The sequence below is a fragment of the Flavobacterium sp. FG19 genome, assembly GCF_057809475.1.
The window spans coordinates 62,077-78,339 of sequence record NZ_JBMDKA010000016.1 but is presented as its reverse complement, the minus strand read 5'-3'; the positions used below and the strand labels follow the sequence as shown (position 1 = coordinate 78,339).

Here is a 16,263-nt window from a genome sequence, read left to right as displayed (position 1 = left end):
CACGCAAATATATAAAAACGCAGGCTATATACCCATAAAATTCCGACTTAAAGCGCTTAAGTTATTAACACAATTGTCTTAAAAACTAAAAAATAATCTTCAAAGCCGAGATTAAATTCTAAATTTCATAAATTCCAAATTCTAAAAATGGGAATAACTAAAAAAAGAGAGTACTTTTTGAAATTCCAAATTCCAAATTCCAAATTTCAAATTCGAATAACAAAAATTGAAAGGGACTCTAAGATTTAAAAATTGAAAATTGGTAATTGAGAATTATTTGTAAAATATGAAAAAGCCGAAACGCATCTTTACATGTCATCTCGGCTTAGTGTATCACAATTCCTCTGATCTGGAATTTAGATTTTTAATAGTATCTTTTAATCTTTATTGCTTTTTATTAAAATCTCCGGCATAAACCGAGGTCATTCTGTCCAGAGAAATGTATTTTTTCAGAACATTATTGATATCCTCTAACTTTAAAGCTTTAACTTTATTTTCAAGATTGTCATAATCTTCGAGAGGCACTCCGTATTGTAAATACGTATTTACCAATTCCATAAGCGTACTATCAACTCCTAATCTTGTTTTTCTTTCGTTCTGCCAGCTCACCAGATTAGATTTTAATTCTTCTGCCGTAAATCCGTCTTTTAGTGCTTTTGCGATTTCTTCTTTTGCTGCTGTTTCTACCGCATTCTTTTTAGTCGGGTTCAGAAAAGCATAATAGCTCCATGAAGCAGCATCATTATTAACCGGAACATCAATAAAAGAACCGGCACCGTAACTAATTCCTTCTTTTTCTCTTAATCTCATCGGAATTCTGGCACTTAAAAATCCTCCGCTTCCTAACATTTCATTTGCCATAACAAATGCCGGGTAATCTGCATTTTTTCGATCCATTTTAAAACTAATGCGTCCTAAAGCAACAGCATTTTCCTTGTCTGGTGTAATAATATCTTTATCTGATTTTTGTGTTTCGAAATAAGATGGCAATGCTAATTCGTATTTTGATTTAGAATTCCATTTTCCAAATGTGTTTTCTAAAATTTCTCCAACAGCTTTAGCATCTAAATCTCCTACTATACTTCCAAAACCATTATTTCCTCCCAGAATATTTTTATAAAAATCAACAATTTCCGACTGTTTGATTTTTTTGAAAGCTTCTATTTGTTCCTGCATTGTCGGCGTGTAAAAAATACTTCCTTTTGGATATTTGGTAGTCTGTCTGCTGATTTCAGTAAAGGCAACTGCCTGTGGATCATTTAAGCTGGATTCTAAATAAGTATTGTATTCGCTGATTGTTTTGGTTAACTCATTTTCAGGAAAAGTAGAATTTACCAATAAATCACCCAAAATCTCCATTACTTCTTTAAAATGCTCTTTGTAAGTGCTAACACTAACGGATAAGGTTTGTCTTGAAAAATTAAAATTAACTGACGATTTCAACTGATCTAACTTATCCTGAATCTGTTCTTTAGTCTGTGTTTTTGTACCTGTTTTTAATAATTGAGCCAAAATTCCGGCAACATCTGATTTACCTGTCAGTTCTTTTTCATTACTTACCGGAAATTTGAAATTCGCCTGAACTTTTCCTCCTTTAATTTCTTTTTTAATTAATCCGTATTTTATTCCGTTTGTCAGTTTTCCTTCAACAAGATTCTGTTTTAAATTTTTAATGGAGGCTTCAAATGGCGCTGCTTCTTTCTCTAAGGCTTTTCCTTTGTAATCTTTTGTAAATGCCAGCAGCTGCTCATCAGTATATTCATTTGGTTTTACTCTTTCTTCATCTTTTGACGGAATAAACACTCCTACTGTACGGTTATTTGCCTTAAAGTATTTCTCAGCTACCCTCTGAATATCTTCTTTCGTTAATTTTTCAATGGCATCTCTGTATAAAAATCCCAGACGATAATCTCCTGCGCCAATAATTTCAGTCAGGTTAATTGCATAGGAAATAGTATTATTTTTAATAGTTTCAATTTGTTTGATAATTTTCGCTTTAGCCCTGCTCACATCCTGATCAGTATATTTAGTCGATGCAATTTTATCAAGTTCGCTTCTAAAAAGTTCTTTGGTCTCCTTAACATCTTTATCATTAGGAACTGCAACACCAAAATAAATATAGCCTGCATCTCTGACCGTTGGCTGCCAAAAATAAATACCGGATGCTTTTTGGGTTTCAACCAAAGCTTTATACAAATAACCGGAAGGGTCTGCTGTTAAAATTTCTCCCAAAGCATCGATCGCAGCATAATCTTTATCAGCATATGATGCAGTATGATACAAAGCTCCGATATTTTTACTGTCTCCGGCTCTTTTAAGCTCTACGTACTTTTCTCCATCCTGTGCCGGCTCAATGGTATAGGTTTTATCCAAAACTCTTTTTGGCCTTGGAATTGCACCAAAATACTGTCCGGCATACTGTAGTGCTTTCTGCTCATCAAATTTTCCTGCAATCACCAAAGTAGCATTATCCGGCTGGTAGTATTTTTCATAAAAAACACGAAGTGTATTGGCTTTTACCCTTTCGATATCTTCTTTACTTCCAATGGTACTGTTTCCGTAATTGTGCCATAAATAAGCGGTTGAAAGAATCCTTTCCTGTAAAACTCCATCAGGATTATTCTCTCCTATTTCAAACTCATTTCTAACTACCGAAAACTCTTTATCCAGATCTGTCTGCAGAATGGTTGCATTGATCATTCTGTCGGCTTCCATTTCAATACTCCATTTGAGGTTTTCCTCACTTGAGGGAAAAACTTCATAATAATTTGTCCGGTCTAACCAGGTCGTTCCATTGGCATTTCCTCCTTTATCAGAAAGCATCTTTTTAATGTCCCCTAAATTTTTAGTACTTTTAAAAAGCATGTGTTCCAGTAAATGTGCCATTCCTTTCTCTCCGTAACCTTCGTTTCTGGAACCAACATTGTAAACAATATTGACCACCATATTACTTTGAGAGGCATCCGGAATTAAAAGAATCTTTAATCCGTTATTCAACGAATACTCTTTTACACCTTCGATATTGGTAATATACTTAGGTGTTTCTGTTTTTTTTTGGGCATAGACGGAGCTCAGTGAAAACAATGAGCAGCATAAAATTCCACTTAACAATAAGTTTCTCATAGACTGTGTTTAACTGGTTTAATAATTTTATTCATGGTAGTCAAATATAGTATTTTTCTTAAACGAAAAAATTTCATTAACCAAGATTTTAAACATTTAACTAAATTTTACAATATCCGAAAAACATAAAAGCCGAAACAAATACTTACTATTTTGTTTCGGCTTCCTAGAGTTTAAATTCCAATCTGAAATTTAAAATATTGTTTTATTTATACTGCGATTCCTGATTTTACACTTTCAAAATTTCCGTTTAAATGGGCTGCATTTGCTCTTCCGCTCGGATCAAGATTCTCCTGCCATTTCGGAATCCATTTGCGAACAGTCTGCGCTGCACTGACCTGTGGATAATATTTATGAAAAACAGAGCGGTAATAATAGGCTTCTTTTGTTGTTGGCGTATTATACGGGAATTCAGCGCTGGCTCCTGCCAATTGTTCGTCTGTTACCTTTGAAGCGCAATACTCAATTAGTTCATCTACCCAATTGTATCCAACCCCGTCTGAAAACTGTTCTTTTTGTCTCCATAAAATATCTGCTGGCAGATAAGGATCTTCAGGGGTATCGAAAGCTTTTCTTAAAATGTATTTTTCAATTCCGTTGTAAGTCTTAGGCTGTTTTTCTTCCGTTTTGATCCGGATGGTAACATCTAAAAATTCCTTATCCAAAAATGGAACTCTGGCCTCAATTCCGTTCGCCATCGTGGTTTTATCCACACGAAGTAAATCGGCCGTAAACAGCTTCTGAACTCTTTCTATAGTTTCATCCTGAAATTCTTCTGCCGAAGGTGCATTTCTAAAATACAAATGTCCCCCGAAAATTTCATCGGCTCCTTCTCCCGAAAGCACTACTTTTACTCCTTTGTCAATTATCGCTTTAGATAATAAATACATAGGAACCCCTGAACGAACAGAAATAATATCGTAGGTTTCGATATGCGAAATGACTTTTTCTAATATGGCGACTCCTTCTTCTACCGTAAAATGTATTTCATGGTGGTCTGTCCCTAAAAACTCAGCTGCTTTTCGGGCTGCTGTATTATCCGGCGAATCTGCATCTAACCCTATCGAAAACGAAGGCAGTTTTTTACCGCTGTCTTTCAGCAGTCTCGAAGCAATAGAGGAAATCAAAGAAGTATCCAGACCTCCCGACAATATTACCCCAACAGGAACTTCGCTCAACAAACGTTTTCGGGTTGCCTCGATAAGACTTTCACGTATCTGGCTTAAATCGAGGGATTGTGTCGCATTTTTATGATCTTCGTATTCAGGGTGATAATACTTTACAAAACCGCTTTTTGCTGTGTAATAGTGTCCCGGAGGAAAAGTTGAAAATGATTTGCACTGATCGGCAATTGATTTCATTTCAGAAGAAAAATAAATCCTCCCTCTTTCATCTAAACCATAATACAAAGGCTTCACGCCAATAGGATCCCTTCCTGCTATATATTTATCGCCATCGACAATCACGAAAGCAAAATCACCATCGAGTTTGTTACAAAAATCATATCCAAATTCTTCATACAAATGAACAATCACTTCCGAATCTGAATTGGTTCTGAATGTATGGTCTTTTAAAACCGTATTTTTTAATTCCTGATAATTATAGATTTCTCCATCATGAACCATCCAGGCTTTATCTGTTCCCTGAATTGGCTGTTTCCCTGACTTTAGATCAATAATCGACAGGCTTTCATGACAAAGTATACTGCCATTTTCCATAATGTGGATATCACTTTCATCAGGCCCTCTGTGCGACATTCTTTCAGAAAGTTCTTTTACAAACTGCGGGTCTTTTCCTTTTCCAATAACGGCCAATAATCCAGACATACTTTTCTATTTTTATTTTTATTCTTCGGTATCTGACTTTACAATTTAAGTCTAACATTAAAAAATCATTAAAATTTCTCAATGCAGGCAAATCTAAATATTATTTTTTTCTTTACTGCATTTTCAATACTAAATCTTAGTGATTTAACTTTATTTGGGCGAATGCCAAATATAAAAAAAGTGAGGTAATTTTTTACTAAAAACTTTTTATAAAAGCCTGAAAAATAGAATTTAACAATTTAAGACAAGAAAAACGTCCTCAAACTGAGAACGTTTTTCATCAATATATACTAAATTAAAAATTTAAAAATGCTTATGCTTTAACGTAGGCATCGTCATGAACACTGGCTACTGCTCTTCCGGAAGGGTCGTTTAGATTTTTAAACGCTTCATCCCATTCCAGTGCAATTTTGGTACTGCAGGCCACACTAGCCTCCTGAGGAACGCATAATGCTGCTGCGTCACTTGGAAAATGCTCTGAGAAAATCGAACGATAGTAATATTCTTCTTTTGAAGTTGGTGTCTGCAATGGGAATTTGTATTTCGCATTTGCTAGTTGTTCATCTGAAACTTCTCTGGCTACCACTTCTTTTAAAGTATCAATCCAGCTGTATCCTACTCCGTCAGAAAACTGTTCTTTTTGTCTCCAGGCTACACTTTCAGGAAGCATGTCTTCAAAAGCTTTACGAACTACCCATTTTTCCATTGGATGTTCTTTGTTGATCATTTTATCCTGAGGGTTGATACGCATAGCTACGTCCATAAATTCTTTATCCAGGAATGGTACACGCCCTTCAATTCCCCACGCTGCTAAACTTTTATTTGCACGTAAACAGTCATACATATGAAGTTTGCCTAATTTACGAACGTTTTCTTCGTGGAATTCTTTTGCATTTGGTGCTTTGTGGAAATATAAATATCCTCCAAACAACTCATCTGCTCCTTCTCCGGAAAGAACCATTTTGATTCCCATCGATTTAATTACTCTTGCCATTAACCACATAGGAGTTGAAGCTCTTACTGTAGTTACGTCATATGTTTCTAAGTTGTAAATTACATCGCGAACCGCATCCAAACCTTCCTGAATTGTAAATTTGATTTCGTGGTGAATAGTTCCGATATGATCTGCTACTTTTCTCGCAGCAGCTAAATCTGGAGAACCTTCTAAACCAACTGAGAAAGAGTGTAATTGTGGATACCAGGCATCGGTAGTGTCATCTGACTCAATACGTTTTTGAGCGAATTTTTTAGCTACAGCCGAAGTAATAGAAGAATCCAAACCTCCTGAAAGTAAAACCCCATAAGGAACATCGCTCATTAATTGCCTGTGAACTGCTGCTTCTAATGCTTTTCTGATTTCAGGAATACTGGTTTCGTTATCTTTTACGGCATCATATTCTGTCCAGTCTCTTTTGTACCATTGTACAAATTCGCCGTCTTTACTTGATAAATAATGCCCTGGAGGGAATAATTCGATTTTAGTACAGTATCCTTCTAATGCTTTTAATTCAGAAGCCACGTAAAAAGTTCCGTTTTGGTCCCATCCAATATACAACGGAATGATTCCCATATGGTCACGGGCTACAAAATATTCATCTTTGTCAACATCATAAATGGCAAAACCAAAGATTCCGTTTAATTCATCAACAAAGTTTACTCCTTTTTCTCTGTACAAAGCCAGAATTACTTCGCAGTCACTTTCGGTCTGAAAGTTATATTTTCCTTCAAATTGTTTACGTAAATCTCTGTGGTTGTAAATTTCACCATTGGCCGCTAAAACCAGTTTTTTATCTTCTGTAAATAAAGGCTGTTTTCCTGAAGCCGGATCCACAATTGCCAGACGCTCATGAGACAGAATCGCTTTATCATTGCTGTAAATCCCGCTCCAGTCTGGTCCGCGATGACGAATGATTTTTGACATTTCTAATACTTGAGGTCTTAAAGTCTCCGCTTTCTGCTTAAGATCAAAGGCACATACAATTCCGCACATAATTTTATATTTTTAACTTTTAAATTTTATTTTGATAGGGCAAAGATGCGTTATTGGTTACAATTGAAAAACACAAACAATTATTTCAGTTACATTTTAAAACCATATTTTCTTTTTTACATGTAAAATGTAAAATTTAGAAGTAAAAACAAGCCTGAAACTTCAAAATTTTAATTTGGAGCATAAAACTGCTTTAAAATTTAAAGTTTACGTTGGTTTATTGAATTATTTTTTGAGTTAATTCCGTACTAATAGAAAATTCGTAAAGACGGTAGAAAAAACTGTCCTGAAATTATTTTTTAAATAATGATTATAGTTCCCGAGAATACTCCAGTGACAACTAAGCATACTATTTATCATTTCTCGAAATGAGAAACTTTGCGACAATTAACTATGACAAAAGTCTTCACAAACTAAATCAGATTATTCGACACTCTGAATCGTGTAATGTGTCTTGTTGATTTCAAACTGAAAACCAGCCTGGTTTCCTATTAAATGATTTCCTAAAGGAGACTGCGGAGAAAGCGCAATAACATTTATGCCGTCGATGGCAATTTTAGGAAGCGCCACACTAACATATAAATAAATCCCGTTTGCTTTTACAAGACTTCCCATTGTAATGTTTTCGGTTGTTTTTGAAGCGTCTATCTTATCCAGAATTGCTTTTTGTTCGATAGCTTCCTTTAATTTACTGGTCAGTTTTTCCTGCTCGATATGCATCATAGACAAAGCGGTCTCGTGTTTGTCTCCGGCCGAGCCTTTGGCATCGTTTTTAGAATCTTCGGTCAGTCCTGAAATCATGTCTTTAAAAACATCAATCCGGTCCTGAACCATTTGTGTATAGTGGGAATATATTTTTTCTTTGAAAGTCATTCTTTTTAAAGTTCTGAGGTTTTAAGGAACAAAGATGCAAAGGTTTTTTCTTTATTTACATTTTTATTCAAAGAAAACATCCGGATATACAATACTTCCGTTTACTTCTTTCAGCCCGTCTTTTACAAGCGAAATTACCATGCAATTTTCTGCAGGAACATCAAATGGCATTTTTATATTATACTTATCGCAGCGCTGATATCCAAATCTGGGATAATAATCTTCATGTCCAAGCAAAACAACCGATTTATACCCTAATCTTTCTGCTTGTTCGTGACCATACAAAATAAGTTTTGATCCAATCCCTTTTCCCTGAAATTCAGGTAAAACTGAAACCGGCGCCAGTGCTAAAGATTCAAAAACATTCAATTCATTTATAATCTGTAGTTTTGTAAATAAAATATGTCCCGCAATCTGTCCGTCGACCTCAGCAACGATAGATAACTGCGGAATAAAAACTTCGGATTTTCTTAATCTTTCTACTAAAAACTGTTCTTTGTGATCACTGTATTCCTGATTTTTAAACGCTTTTTCTATCAGCTGAAAAATGCTTTTAAAATCATTTTTGTTTTCCTGTCTGATTACTACTTCCATAATGATTAAAATTAAACCATAAAAATAGCCACAAATTCACGAATCTACTCCAAAAAATTCATGAACCTATGGCTAAAAAGACACTTACTGTTTAAAAAACTTCGTGCCTTACTATCTTTCAATAAAGTATTTTAAAAATCGAATTTATAATTTCCTCCAACTAAAACCTGGAATCCCTGCACCGGATAATTCAGCCATTTTTGATAAGCCTGATTTCCGATATTGTTTAATTTTAAGAAGAAGGTTAAACGTTCGCTGTATTTATATCCTAAATGCGCATTGGCATCAAAATAGCTTTTTAATGTTGTAACAACCGGATCTGTTCCTAAATCCAGATTGGTCTGCATGTCTTTACGTTCTCCCACATAAAAAACATTTAGTCCTGCATACCATTGTCTGGTAATATTTACATCCAGATTTGAACTCAGTTTCATCGAAGGCAGGTTCCAGGCTTCCACGACATTATCCGTATTATAACTATTAAAAGTTCCGTTGATTCCAAAAGAAACGTTTTGCGAAAAATCGGCTTTTAATTCCCCATAAAAACGAAAAGTCCTGATATCTTCATACACTACTCCAAATGAATTTCCGAAAGCATAATTCTGGTTCGAAAAGTCTTCTGTATAATCATTGCTTTTAAACAGAGCTTTATCTTTTTCATTCAAATAAGAACCGGTTAAATTATAACTCACATTGTTGGCCAGTTTTCCTTTTAATCCCGCAAAAACATTGTATTGCGTACTGGTTGGCCTCATATTTAAGGTAGGTGACAAAAACGGATTCTCAGTCACAAAATCGGCATAGGAATTCTGATTCAGACCGCCATTTACCCCGGTATAGAAAATCATCAAATCGCCGACTAATTTATAAGAAGCATTTACTTTTGGATAGATATAAAATTTATTACCACTGTTTTCTGAATCTAAAGCATAAAACAATCCAGCCCCTAACTCTAATGTCCATTCATTTTCATGAACTACAAAACTTGGCTCAATCCCAAAGTTTGTCAAACTGTATTTTAAAGGTTCAACATTGTCCCACGCGTAATTATGTTCAAAAGAACCACTTACATGATCAATAATAATATTGGTATTGACGGCCTGGTCCATCACATCCACTTTAAAAGTCGGCTTTAGATAAAAACGGTTTTCAGAAGAAGAAAAACTATCTGAAAAATGAGTAAACCTTGTGGAGATTTTACTAAAAAGGCCTTCATTAAATTCTGCATTTCCACCTAAAGAAATCGTGTTATAAGAGTGGTTTGGATTAATCCCTCTTATTAAGTCTTCCTGAGTTCCCGGTGCCAGTGTCATCCCGAAATCAGCCGGAAGACCGTACCAGTTATACACCTGGTTCTGGTACCCTAAGTCAACTCCCCAGGACACCTCTCGGTTTTTCACACCATAACCAATATTTAATCCTGTATCATAAAACTCATCATTCAGGTTTACATCTTTAATACCGCCCTGAGAAGAATGATGGCGCAGCATTCCGGCCAGATAATCATTATTTCCTAAATCCTGCGTTACAAAAAGCTCCGCATTTAATGTCCCGTAATTTCCAACTCCAAGTGTTGCATAATTATTAAACAAACGTTCTTTTTTGGATTTCTCCACCCCCTGAGCATTTCCTTTTGACGGAGTAAAAGTAGAAGCTACAGGAACAGACAGGATGCTGTATTTTATAGTTTCTTTCGGCTGATTTCCCGCGTCATCCAGCGATGGTATTTCTTTTACCTTAAAAGCATCTGATATGGTTGGCGAATATGGCTTTACTACGTTTACCGTTTCAGTTCCGATACTTTCATTTTTCTTAACTTGCGAAAACGAAAGCTGGGCAGCAAATAACACGAGCAAAACGATGATTTTATTTCGGCAGTTTAATTTCATATTTCTTCTTTTTAAGAGTATCGTAAAAAGAGTATAAAAAATAGAACATATGCTATTTCTTAATTCTTACGCTAAAAACTCTTTGTTCTCTTTCTATATTCTAAAATCTTTATTCTATTCTCTTTATTCTCTCTTCTTTATTCTTAAGATTCCCAATCTCCTTTGGCAACAAACTGTGCTTTTCCTCCTATATTAATATCGAAATGCTCTGCACTTAATCTGCCTTTAAAATATATTTGAGATGGACGGCCTATATAATCTCCCTGGTAATTGATTAATTCAAATTCCGGTTTGTGATATTTTAATAAAAAAGCCTGTAAGCAAGTACTGGCACTTCCTGTTGCTGCATCTTCTACCAGCTGGTTATGTTCAATACACAACATTCGGCTAAATAATTTATCATCTTCCAGATAATAAAAATACAAGGCTCTGTGATCTGTTTTACAATTCTTTTTCAGCCAGTCCTCTGTTTTATCTTTATCCAGAACCAAATTTTCAAGTGCTCTTTTACTGCTTAATCCTACCATTACAAAAGCACTTCCGGTAGTTACTTCCTGTACCGGAAACTGGTTTTCAAAATCGCTTACGGTCAGATTAGTGAATACTGTAATATCTTCTTTTGAAAAAATATCCCAAAATTTAGGCTGTGCGGCTTTTAACCAAATCAGCTCATCATCCTTATGAATTGAAATGGGACCTATAGGCACTTCAAGTTTTATTTCGGCTGGCGCATTATCCCATACTTTATTCATCAGGATCCAGGAAGTTCCAATTATCGGATGACCTGCAAACTGCATTTCATGAGCCGGGGTAAATATCCTGATCTCAGCTTTATTGTTTTCTTTGTCCAGTCTGGTAACAAATGTACTTTCGGCAAAATTAATTTCACGTGCCATCTGCTGCATTTGTTCTGTACTTAAATTTCCTGCCTCCAAAAAAACCGCCAGCTGGTTTCCGGCATATTTCTTATCAGCAAAAACGTCAACTATATAAAAAGGTAAACTCATTTCTTTTCTTTTCTTTTTTTAGAATATAGAAAACAGAGTAAAGAATATAAACCCTATAATCTATTCTTTCAAATCTCTATTCTATGTTCTTTGCTCTATTCTCTTGATTCTATTCTCTTTGCTCTTAAAACTCTTATTTCGTAATCGATGAATTCGTTTTTGACTCTTCCAGCTTAATAGCACTCAACTCGCTCTTTGCTTCTTCTACTACGTCCGGATAATCACTAAAATTGTTGATTACATTATCTAAAATATAAGTTGCCTGATAACTGTCTTTTAATCCGTAGAAATTTTTCGCCATTAAAACCAGTCCCTTTGCTCCGTAATATTTATACGCTGAGTAATTTTTGGCTAATTTCTGCACCGCTGTATTCGAAGCTTCAAATTTTCCTTCTTTAGTTTTAAAATAAGCATCATAATACAATGCTTCGGCTGCCAGCTCTCCTTTTGAAGTCGTAGACAATTTTGCATAAGCGGCCTTTGCTTTATCTTCTTCTCCTGTCTGAATAGCTGCTCTTGCAACGATAATCTGCGCATCGGCTTTTACATTAGTATCGGCTTTGGGGTTAGCCAGAACTTTTTCAGCTGAAACGACTGACTTATCATAATCTTTTTTATCATAATAACATTTCATCAGGTTGGCCTGAGCGAAGTTTTTATTCTGCGGATAATCGGCTTCACTTTCTAAACGTACTAAAACCGGAATGGCTTTATCGCAATCTTTTGCTTTTAAATAAATCTGAGACAGTCTGTTTAAGGCCTGCTCTGTAAATTCGCTTCTTGGCTGATCGGTTACATATTGATAATTCTGGGTTGATTTGGTTTCTGAACCTTCGGCATAATATAACTGTGCTAAGTAGAAATTGGCTTCTAAAGCATGTAAACCTGAAGGGAATTTGCTCACATAACCTGCAAATCCGGTAATTGCCAGTTTGCTGTTGTTTTGGCTGTACTGTTTGAAAGCCGCATCGTAAGTATCGTTATCCAGCTCAGCATCGGTAACCGAAACAAAATCTAAAGTTTTAACCCAGGCCGCGTATTCATCTACCCTTCCTGAATCAACATAAATTAATCTGGCTGTCGAAACGGCTTCAAGAGCTTCCGGCGTTTTTGGGAACTCGGCAGCCACTTTCTTAAATTTTGTTAATGCCTGTTCATCACGATCTGAATTGTAATAAATAAGGCCCTGTTTTAAAATAGATTTTGATGTAAACGATCCGTTTTTATATTCTGAAATTAACTGATCGTAAGCTTTAATGGCTAAATCATTCTTTTTATCAGTCACATACGTATTTCCTAATTCAAATAAAACATCATCGCGGTATTCTGATTTTTTATACATCTTGAGAAAATTGTTCAGCTCATTGACTTTCTGATCATTTTTTGACATAAAACCATACGAAAGTGCTTTTTGGAATTGCGCATAATCGGCATCGACACTTTTTCCGTCCATCGCTTTTCCGTACGCTTCCATTGCCTGTGCATATTTTGAGTTTACAAAACGGGAATCGCCTAAACGCAGATAAGAATCATTCAAACGTACTTTGTCTTCTTTAGAATTGTCTATCTGAGCCTGAAAGGAACTGGCTGCCTGATCGTATTCTTTTAGTTTAAAATAGGTGTATCCAATATTGTAGTTGATGTTTTTATATTCATCTGTAGATTTTGCTGCCGGAAGTCCCGCAAATTGTTTGTACGTTAATAAGGCATTCTGCATATCATCGTTTAGATACTCAGTTTCTGCCTTCCAGAAAGTGGCTCGTGCTGTAAACTCAGGCGTTTTTTGTTCGCTTATGGCACTTTTAAACATTTTTCCGGCTTCAGTATAATTGGACTCATTGTACAATTCCAGTCCTCTGTAAAAAAGTACTTTCTGATAAGCCGCTTTATTTTCGGCCGTTCTGTTTTTTTCCAGTAAAACAAGTGCTTCTTTGTAGTTTTTAGTGGAGATATACGAATCAACCAAAAGTTTTTCTACTTCAGACCGGCTGGAATTGTTAGGGTATTTCTTTAAGAAATCAAGTAAAATTCCCGGAACGGTCTGATAAGCATTTCCAATATCATAACTCAGTTTGGCATAATTCAGGGCAGCATCTTCCTGAATCTGGGCATTGAAATCCATTTCAGAAGCATTTTTGAAAGCGTTTAAAGCTTCCTGCTTTTTACCGCTGTTTAAATAACTTAATCCTAAATGATAGTAGGCATTTTGCGCTACGAAATCTTTTCCTTCAATAATTTTATTAAACTGCGAAATGGCTTTTTCATATTCTTTCTGTTCGTAATACGCATAACCTAACTGGTAAAAATCGGTATTGTTCCATTTTCCTTTTTTTCCGGCATATTGTTCCAAATATGGAATGGCTTTTCCATATTGTTTTAAGTTGAAATAACTTTCTCCAATAATTTTATTCAGCTCTGATTTTTCCATGGCATTGGATTTATCCATGGCTTTCTGGCCTAAATCAATTGCTTTTTGGAAATTACCCAGCTTAAAATTCATATCGGCCTGGTAATACGAAAGTTTTTCTTTGTATTTTTCTTCGCCTGAAACTTCATCAAAATATTTCGTTGCTTCTTTGTAATCGTCGCCTTCATACGCCATAAAACCTAGGTAATATTTGGCTTGTGAACCATATTCCGGAGAGTTGACTACTTTATTGAAGTAGGTTGTGGCTTCTTTTTTCTTTTTAGCGTTAAAATAACTATAGCCTTTTTGGAAATTGAATTTGTCCGAGTCTGATTTGCTCATATAACTTTCATCTACCTTATCAAACCACTGCAGGGCTTTAGGGTAATTTCCCTGTTCAAAAAAATACTGGGCCGCTTCAATATACGCCTGATTTTGTTTGGTGCTGGTTGGGTAATCTTCAACAAACTTTTCCACCAGAGCATCAGCATTGGCCTGATTGGTGCGAATCGCACAATTCGCAATGTAGTAAGCACAATCTGATTTTACTTCTTCGGTTGGAGCTGTATTATTTTTTACATATTCAAAAATATGTTGTGCCGAGGCATATTGTTTGTCGTTATATAAAGCCAGTGCTTTGTCAAAATCCTTTAGTTCATAAGTATAAATAGCCGATTTTTGTGCAGAAATCGTAGTTGAAACAAGGATAATTTGGAATAAAAAGAACCTGGAAAGTTTACGCATTTTAGTTATATTTAGTATTCAAATTTATCATTTTATACCGTTTATAACGAAACGTTTCCTAATTTTATTATGAACAAAAGTTTTAATCGCCGCTATAAAACAGCAGATCCTGCGTCAAAAGGCTGGCTGTCAAACTATCCAAAACAAGTATTCTTTTGCCTGTTTTATTCAGAAATGATTGAAATTTATTTTGAATACATTCGTTAACTTATTACTTTTACCATTCAAATCATTTTTATTATGTCACAAACCGTACTATCTCTTAAAGAAGTCACTATATATCAGGAAGGAAGAAGAATTTTATCTCATATTAATTTAGATGTTCAGCATGGTGAATTTATCTACATCATCGGAAAAACAGGTTCAGGTAAAAGCAGCTTCCTAAAAACTTTATACGCCGATCTGCCTCTTACAGAAGGAGAAGGTCATATTGTTGAATTTGATTTAGCCACTCTTAAAGAAAAAGATATCCCGTATTTGAGACGTAAAATTGGGATTGTATTTCAGGATTTCAAATTACTTCCGGACCGTTCTATTAAAGACAATATGCTTTTTGTGCTTAAAGCAACTGGCTGGACTGAAAAAGAAGCCATGGAATACAAAATTGACGAAGTACTGGACAAAGTAGGAATGAAAGATTTCCTGAACAAAATGCCTCACCAGCTTTCGGGAGGAGAACAGCAGCGTGTGGCGATCGCCAGAGCCCTGCTTAACGATCCTGAATTTATTCTTGCCGATGAACCAACGGGTAACCTTGACCCACAGACCAGCTCTGAAGTTTTAGAAGTATTAAAAACCATCAATGCCAACGGTAAAACCATTATCATGGCAACACACGATTATGCCTTACTGATGAAATTCCCTTCTAAAACATTAAAATGCGAAGATGAAAGAATCTTCGAAGTGGTGCAAAGAAGCGTGTAATGCTTTCTGTTTTAATTCCGGTTTATAATTATAATGTTCTGCCGCTGGTTGAAGAGCTTAAGCAGCAGGCTGATAATTTAGGGATTGAATATGAAATTTTGGTACAGGATGATGCCAGCGAAAAATGCACTAATGAAAACGAACTGATAAGCACGCTTAAAAATTGCTTTTTTTTTACCAATAGCGAGAACTTAGGCAGAGGAAGGAATATTAATTCATTAAGTTCCAAATCAAGGTATGAATATATCCTGATTATGGAAGCAGATGCTGTGCCGGAAGATAAATCTTATCTTAAAAAGTATACTGAATTATTATCCAGATCGCCTGATGTAATTTTTGGAGGTGTGGTTTATCCTGATTGTATACCTCCCGGAGAAAAATTACTTCGATGGAAATATGGCAGAGAGAGGGAAACTAAATCTTTAACCAAAAGACTTCAGAATAATTACGATTTTGTATTTACCTGGAATTTATTTTTAAGAAAAGAAATTCTTTTACAATTTCCCTTTCCTGAATTTATAAGTGATTACGGATATGAAGACTGTATTTTCATAGAAAATCTGCGTCTGAATTCAATTCCGGTTATTCATATCGACAATTCTTTACTTCACTGTAATAATGAGAATAGTGCTGCTTTTATTGAAAAATCGGAGAGAGCCGTTAAAAATCTGCATGGCCTGGTTCTATTTCATAAAATTGATCCAAATAGTATTCGATTAAGCAGAACTTATATTTTTTTGAAACAGCTGTATCTTATCACTATAATAAAAGCCGTTTATCGCTTAACAAAAAAACTGATTATTTCTAATTTAAAATCAGGAAACCCAAACTTATATTTACTTGATTTTTATAAACTTGGGTATTATTGTAATATACAAAAATAATC

Annotated in this window: 10 protein-coding genes; 2 read left to right on the top strand and 8 right to left on the bottom strand. The window is 35.2% G+C overall.

Going from position 1 to position 16,263, the window contains the following annotated elements:
- Positions 1-384 precede the first annotated feature (384 nt).
- The 8 genes from ACODST_RS16565 to ACODST_RS16530 all read right to left on the bottom strand — a co-directional run bounded on the left by ACODST_RS16565 (position 385) and on the right by ACODST_RS16530 (position 14,453).
- Entirely contained in the window at positions 385-3,123 is a 2,739-nt protein-coding gene (locus ACODST_RS16565) for a M16 family metallopeptidase (RefSeq protein WP_488933215.1), read from the bottom strand.
- A 209-nt stretch (positions 3,124-3,332) separates the two neighbouring features.
- The gene (asnB, locus tag ACODST_RS16560) at positions 3,333-4,949 is read right to left on the bottom strand and encodes an asparagine synthase B (protein ID WP_488933214.1); all 1,617 of its coding nucleotides are present in this window, start codon (positions 4,947-4,949) and stop codon (positions 3,333-3,335) included.
- A gap of 313 nt (positions 4,950-5,262) precedes the next feature.
- The gene (gene asnB, locus ACODST_RS16555) at positions 5,263-6,939 is read right to left on the bottom strand and encodes an asparagine synthase B (RefSeq protein WP_488933213.1); all 1,677 of its coding nucleotides are present in this window, start codon (positions 6,937-6,939) and stop codon (positions 5,263-5,265) included.
- A 423-nt stretch (positions 6,940-7,362) separates the two neighbouring features.
- Positions 7,363-7,812, bottom strand: coding sequence for a hypothetical protein (locus ACODST_RS16550; RefSeq protein WP_488933212.1), 450 nt, complete (start codon positions 7,810-7,812; stop codon positions 7,363-7,365).
- Positions 7,813-7,875: 63 nt separating this feature from the next.
- Positions 7,876-8,406, bottom strand: coding sequence for a GNAT family N-acetyltransferase (locus tag ACODST_RS16545; protein ID WP_488933211.1), 531 nt, complete (start codon positions 8,404-8,406; stop codon positions 7,876-7,878).
- Between the two features lie 131 nt (positions 8,407-8,537).
- Positions 8,538-10,295, bottom strand: coding sequence for a TonB-dependent receptor (locus ACODST_RS16540; protein WP_488933210.1), 1,758 nt, complete (start codon positions 10,293-10,295; stop codon positions 8,538-8,540).
- 143 nt (positions 10,296-10,438) lie between these two features.
- Positions 10,439-11,302, bottom strand: a complete 864-nt coding sequence (locus ACODST_RS16535; protein WP_488933209.1) for a PhzF family phenazine biosynthesis protein — start codon at positions 11,300-11,302, stop codon at positions 10,439-10,441.
- Between the two features lie 133 nt (positions 11,303-11,435).
- On the bottom strand, positions 11,436-14,453 hold the full coding sequence (locus ACODST_RS16530; RefSeq protein ID WP_488933208.1) for a tetratricopeptide repeat protein: 3,018 nt from the start codon (positions 14,451-14,453) through the stop codon (positions 11,436-11,438).
- A gap of 240 nt (positions 14,454-14,693) precedes the next feature.
- On the opposite strand from ACODST_RS16530, the gene ACODST_RS16525 reads away from it, so the two are divergent.
- Together ACODST_RS16525 and ACODST_RS16520 are read left to right on the top strand one after the other, a co-directional pair.
- Positions 14,694-15,377, top strand: a complete 684-nt coding sequence (locus ACODST_RS16525) for a cell division ATP-binding protein FtsE (RefSeq protein ID WP_488933207.1) — start codon at positions 14,694-14,696, stop codon at positions 15,375-15,377.
- The gene (locus ACODST_RS16520; protein WP_488933206.1) at positions 15,377-16,261 is read left to right on the top strand and encodes a glycosyltransferase family 2 protein; all 885 of its coding nucleotides are present in this window, start codon (positions 15,377-15,379) and stop codon (positions 16,259-16,261) included. Before ACODST_RS16525 ends, ACODST_RS16520 begins: the two co-directional genes overlap by 1 nt.
- The last annotated feature ends 2 nt before the right edge of the window (positions 16,262-16,263 follow it).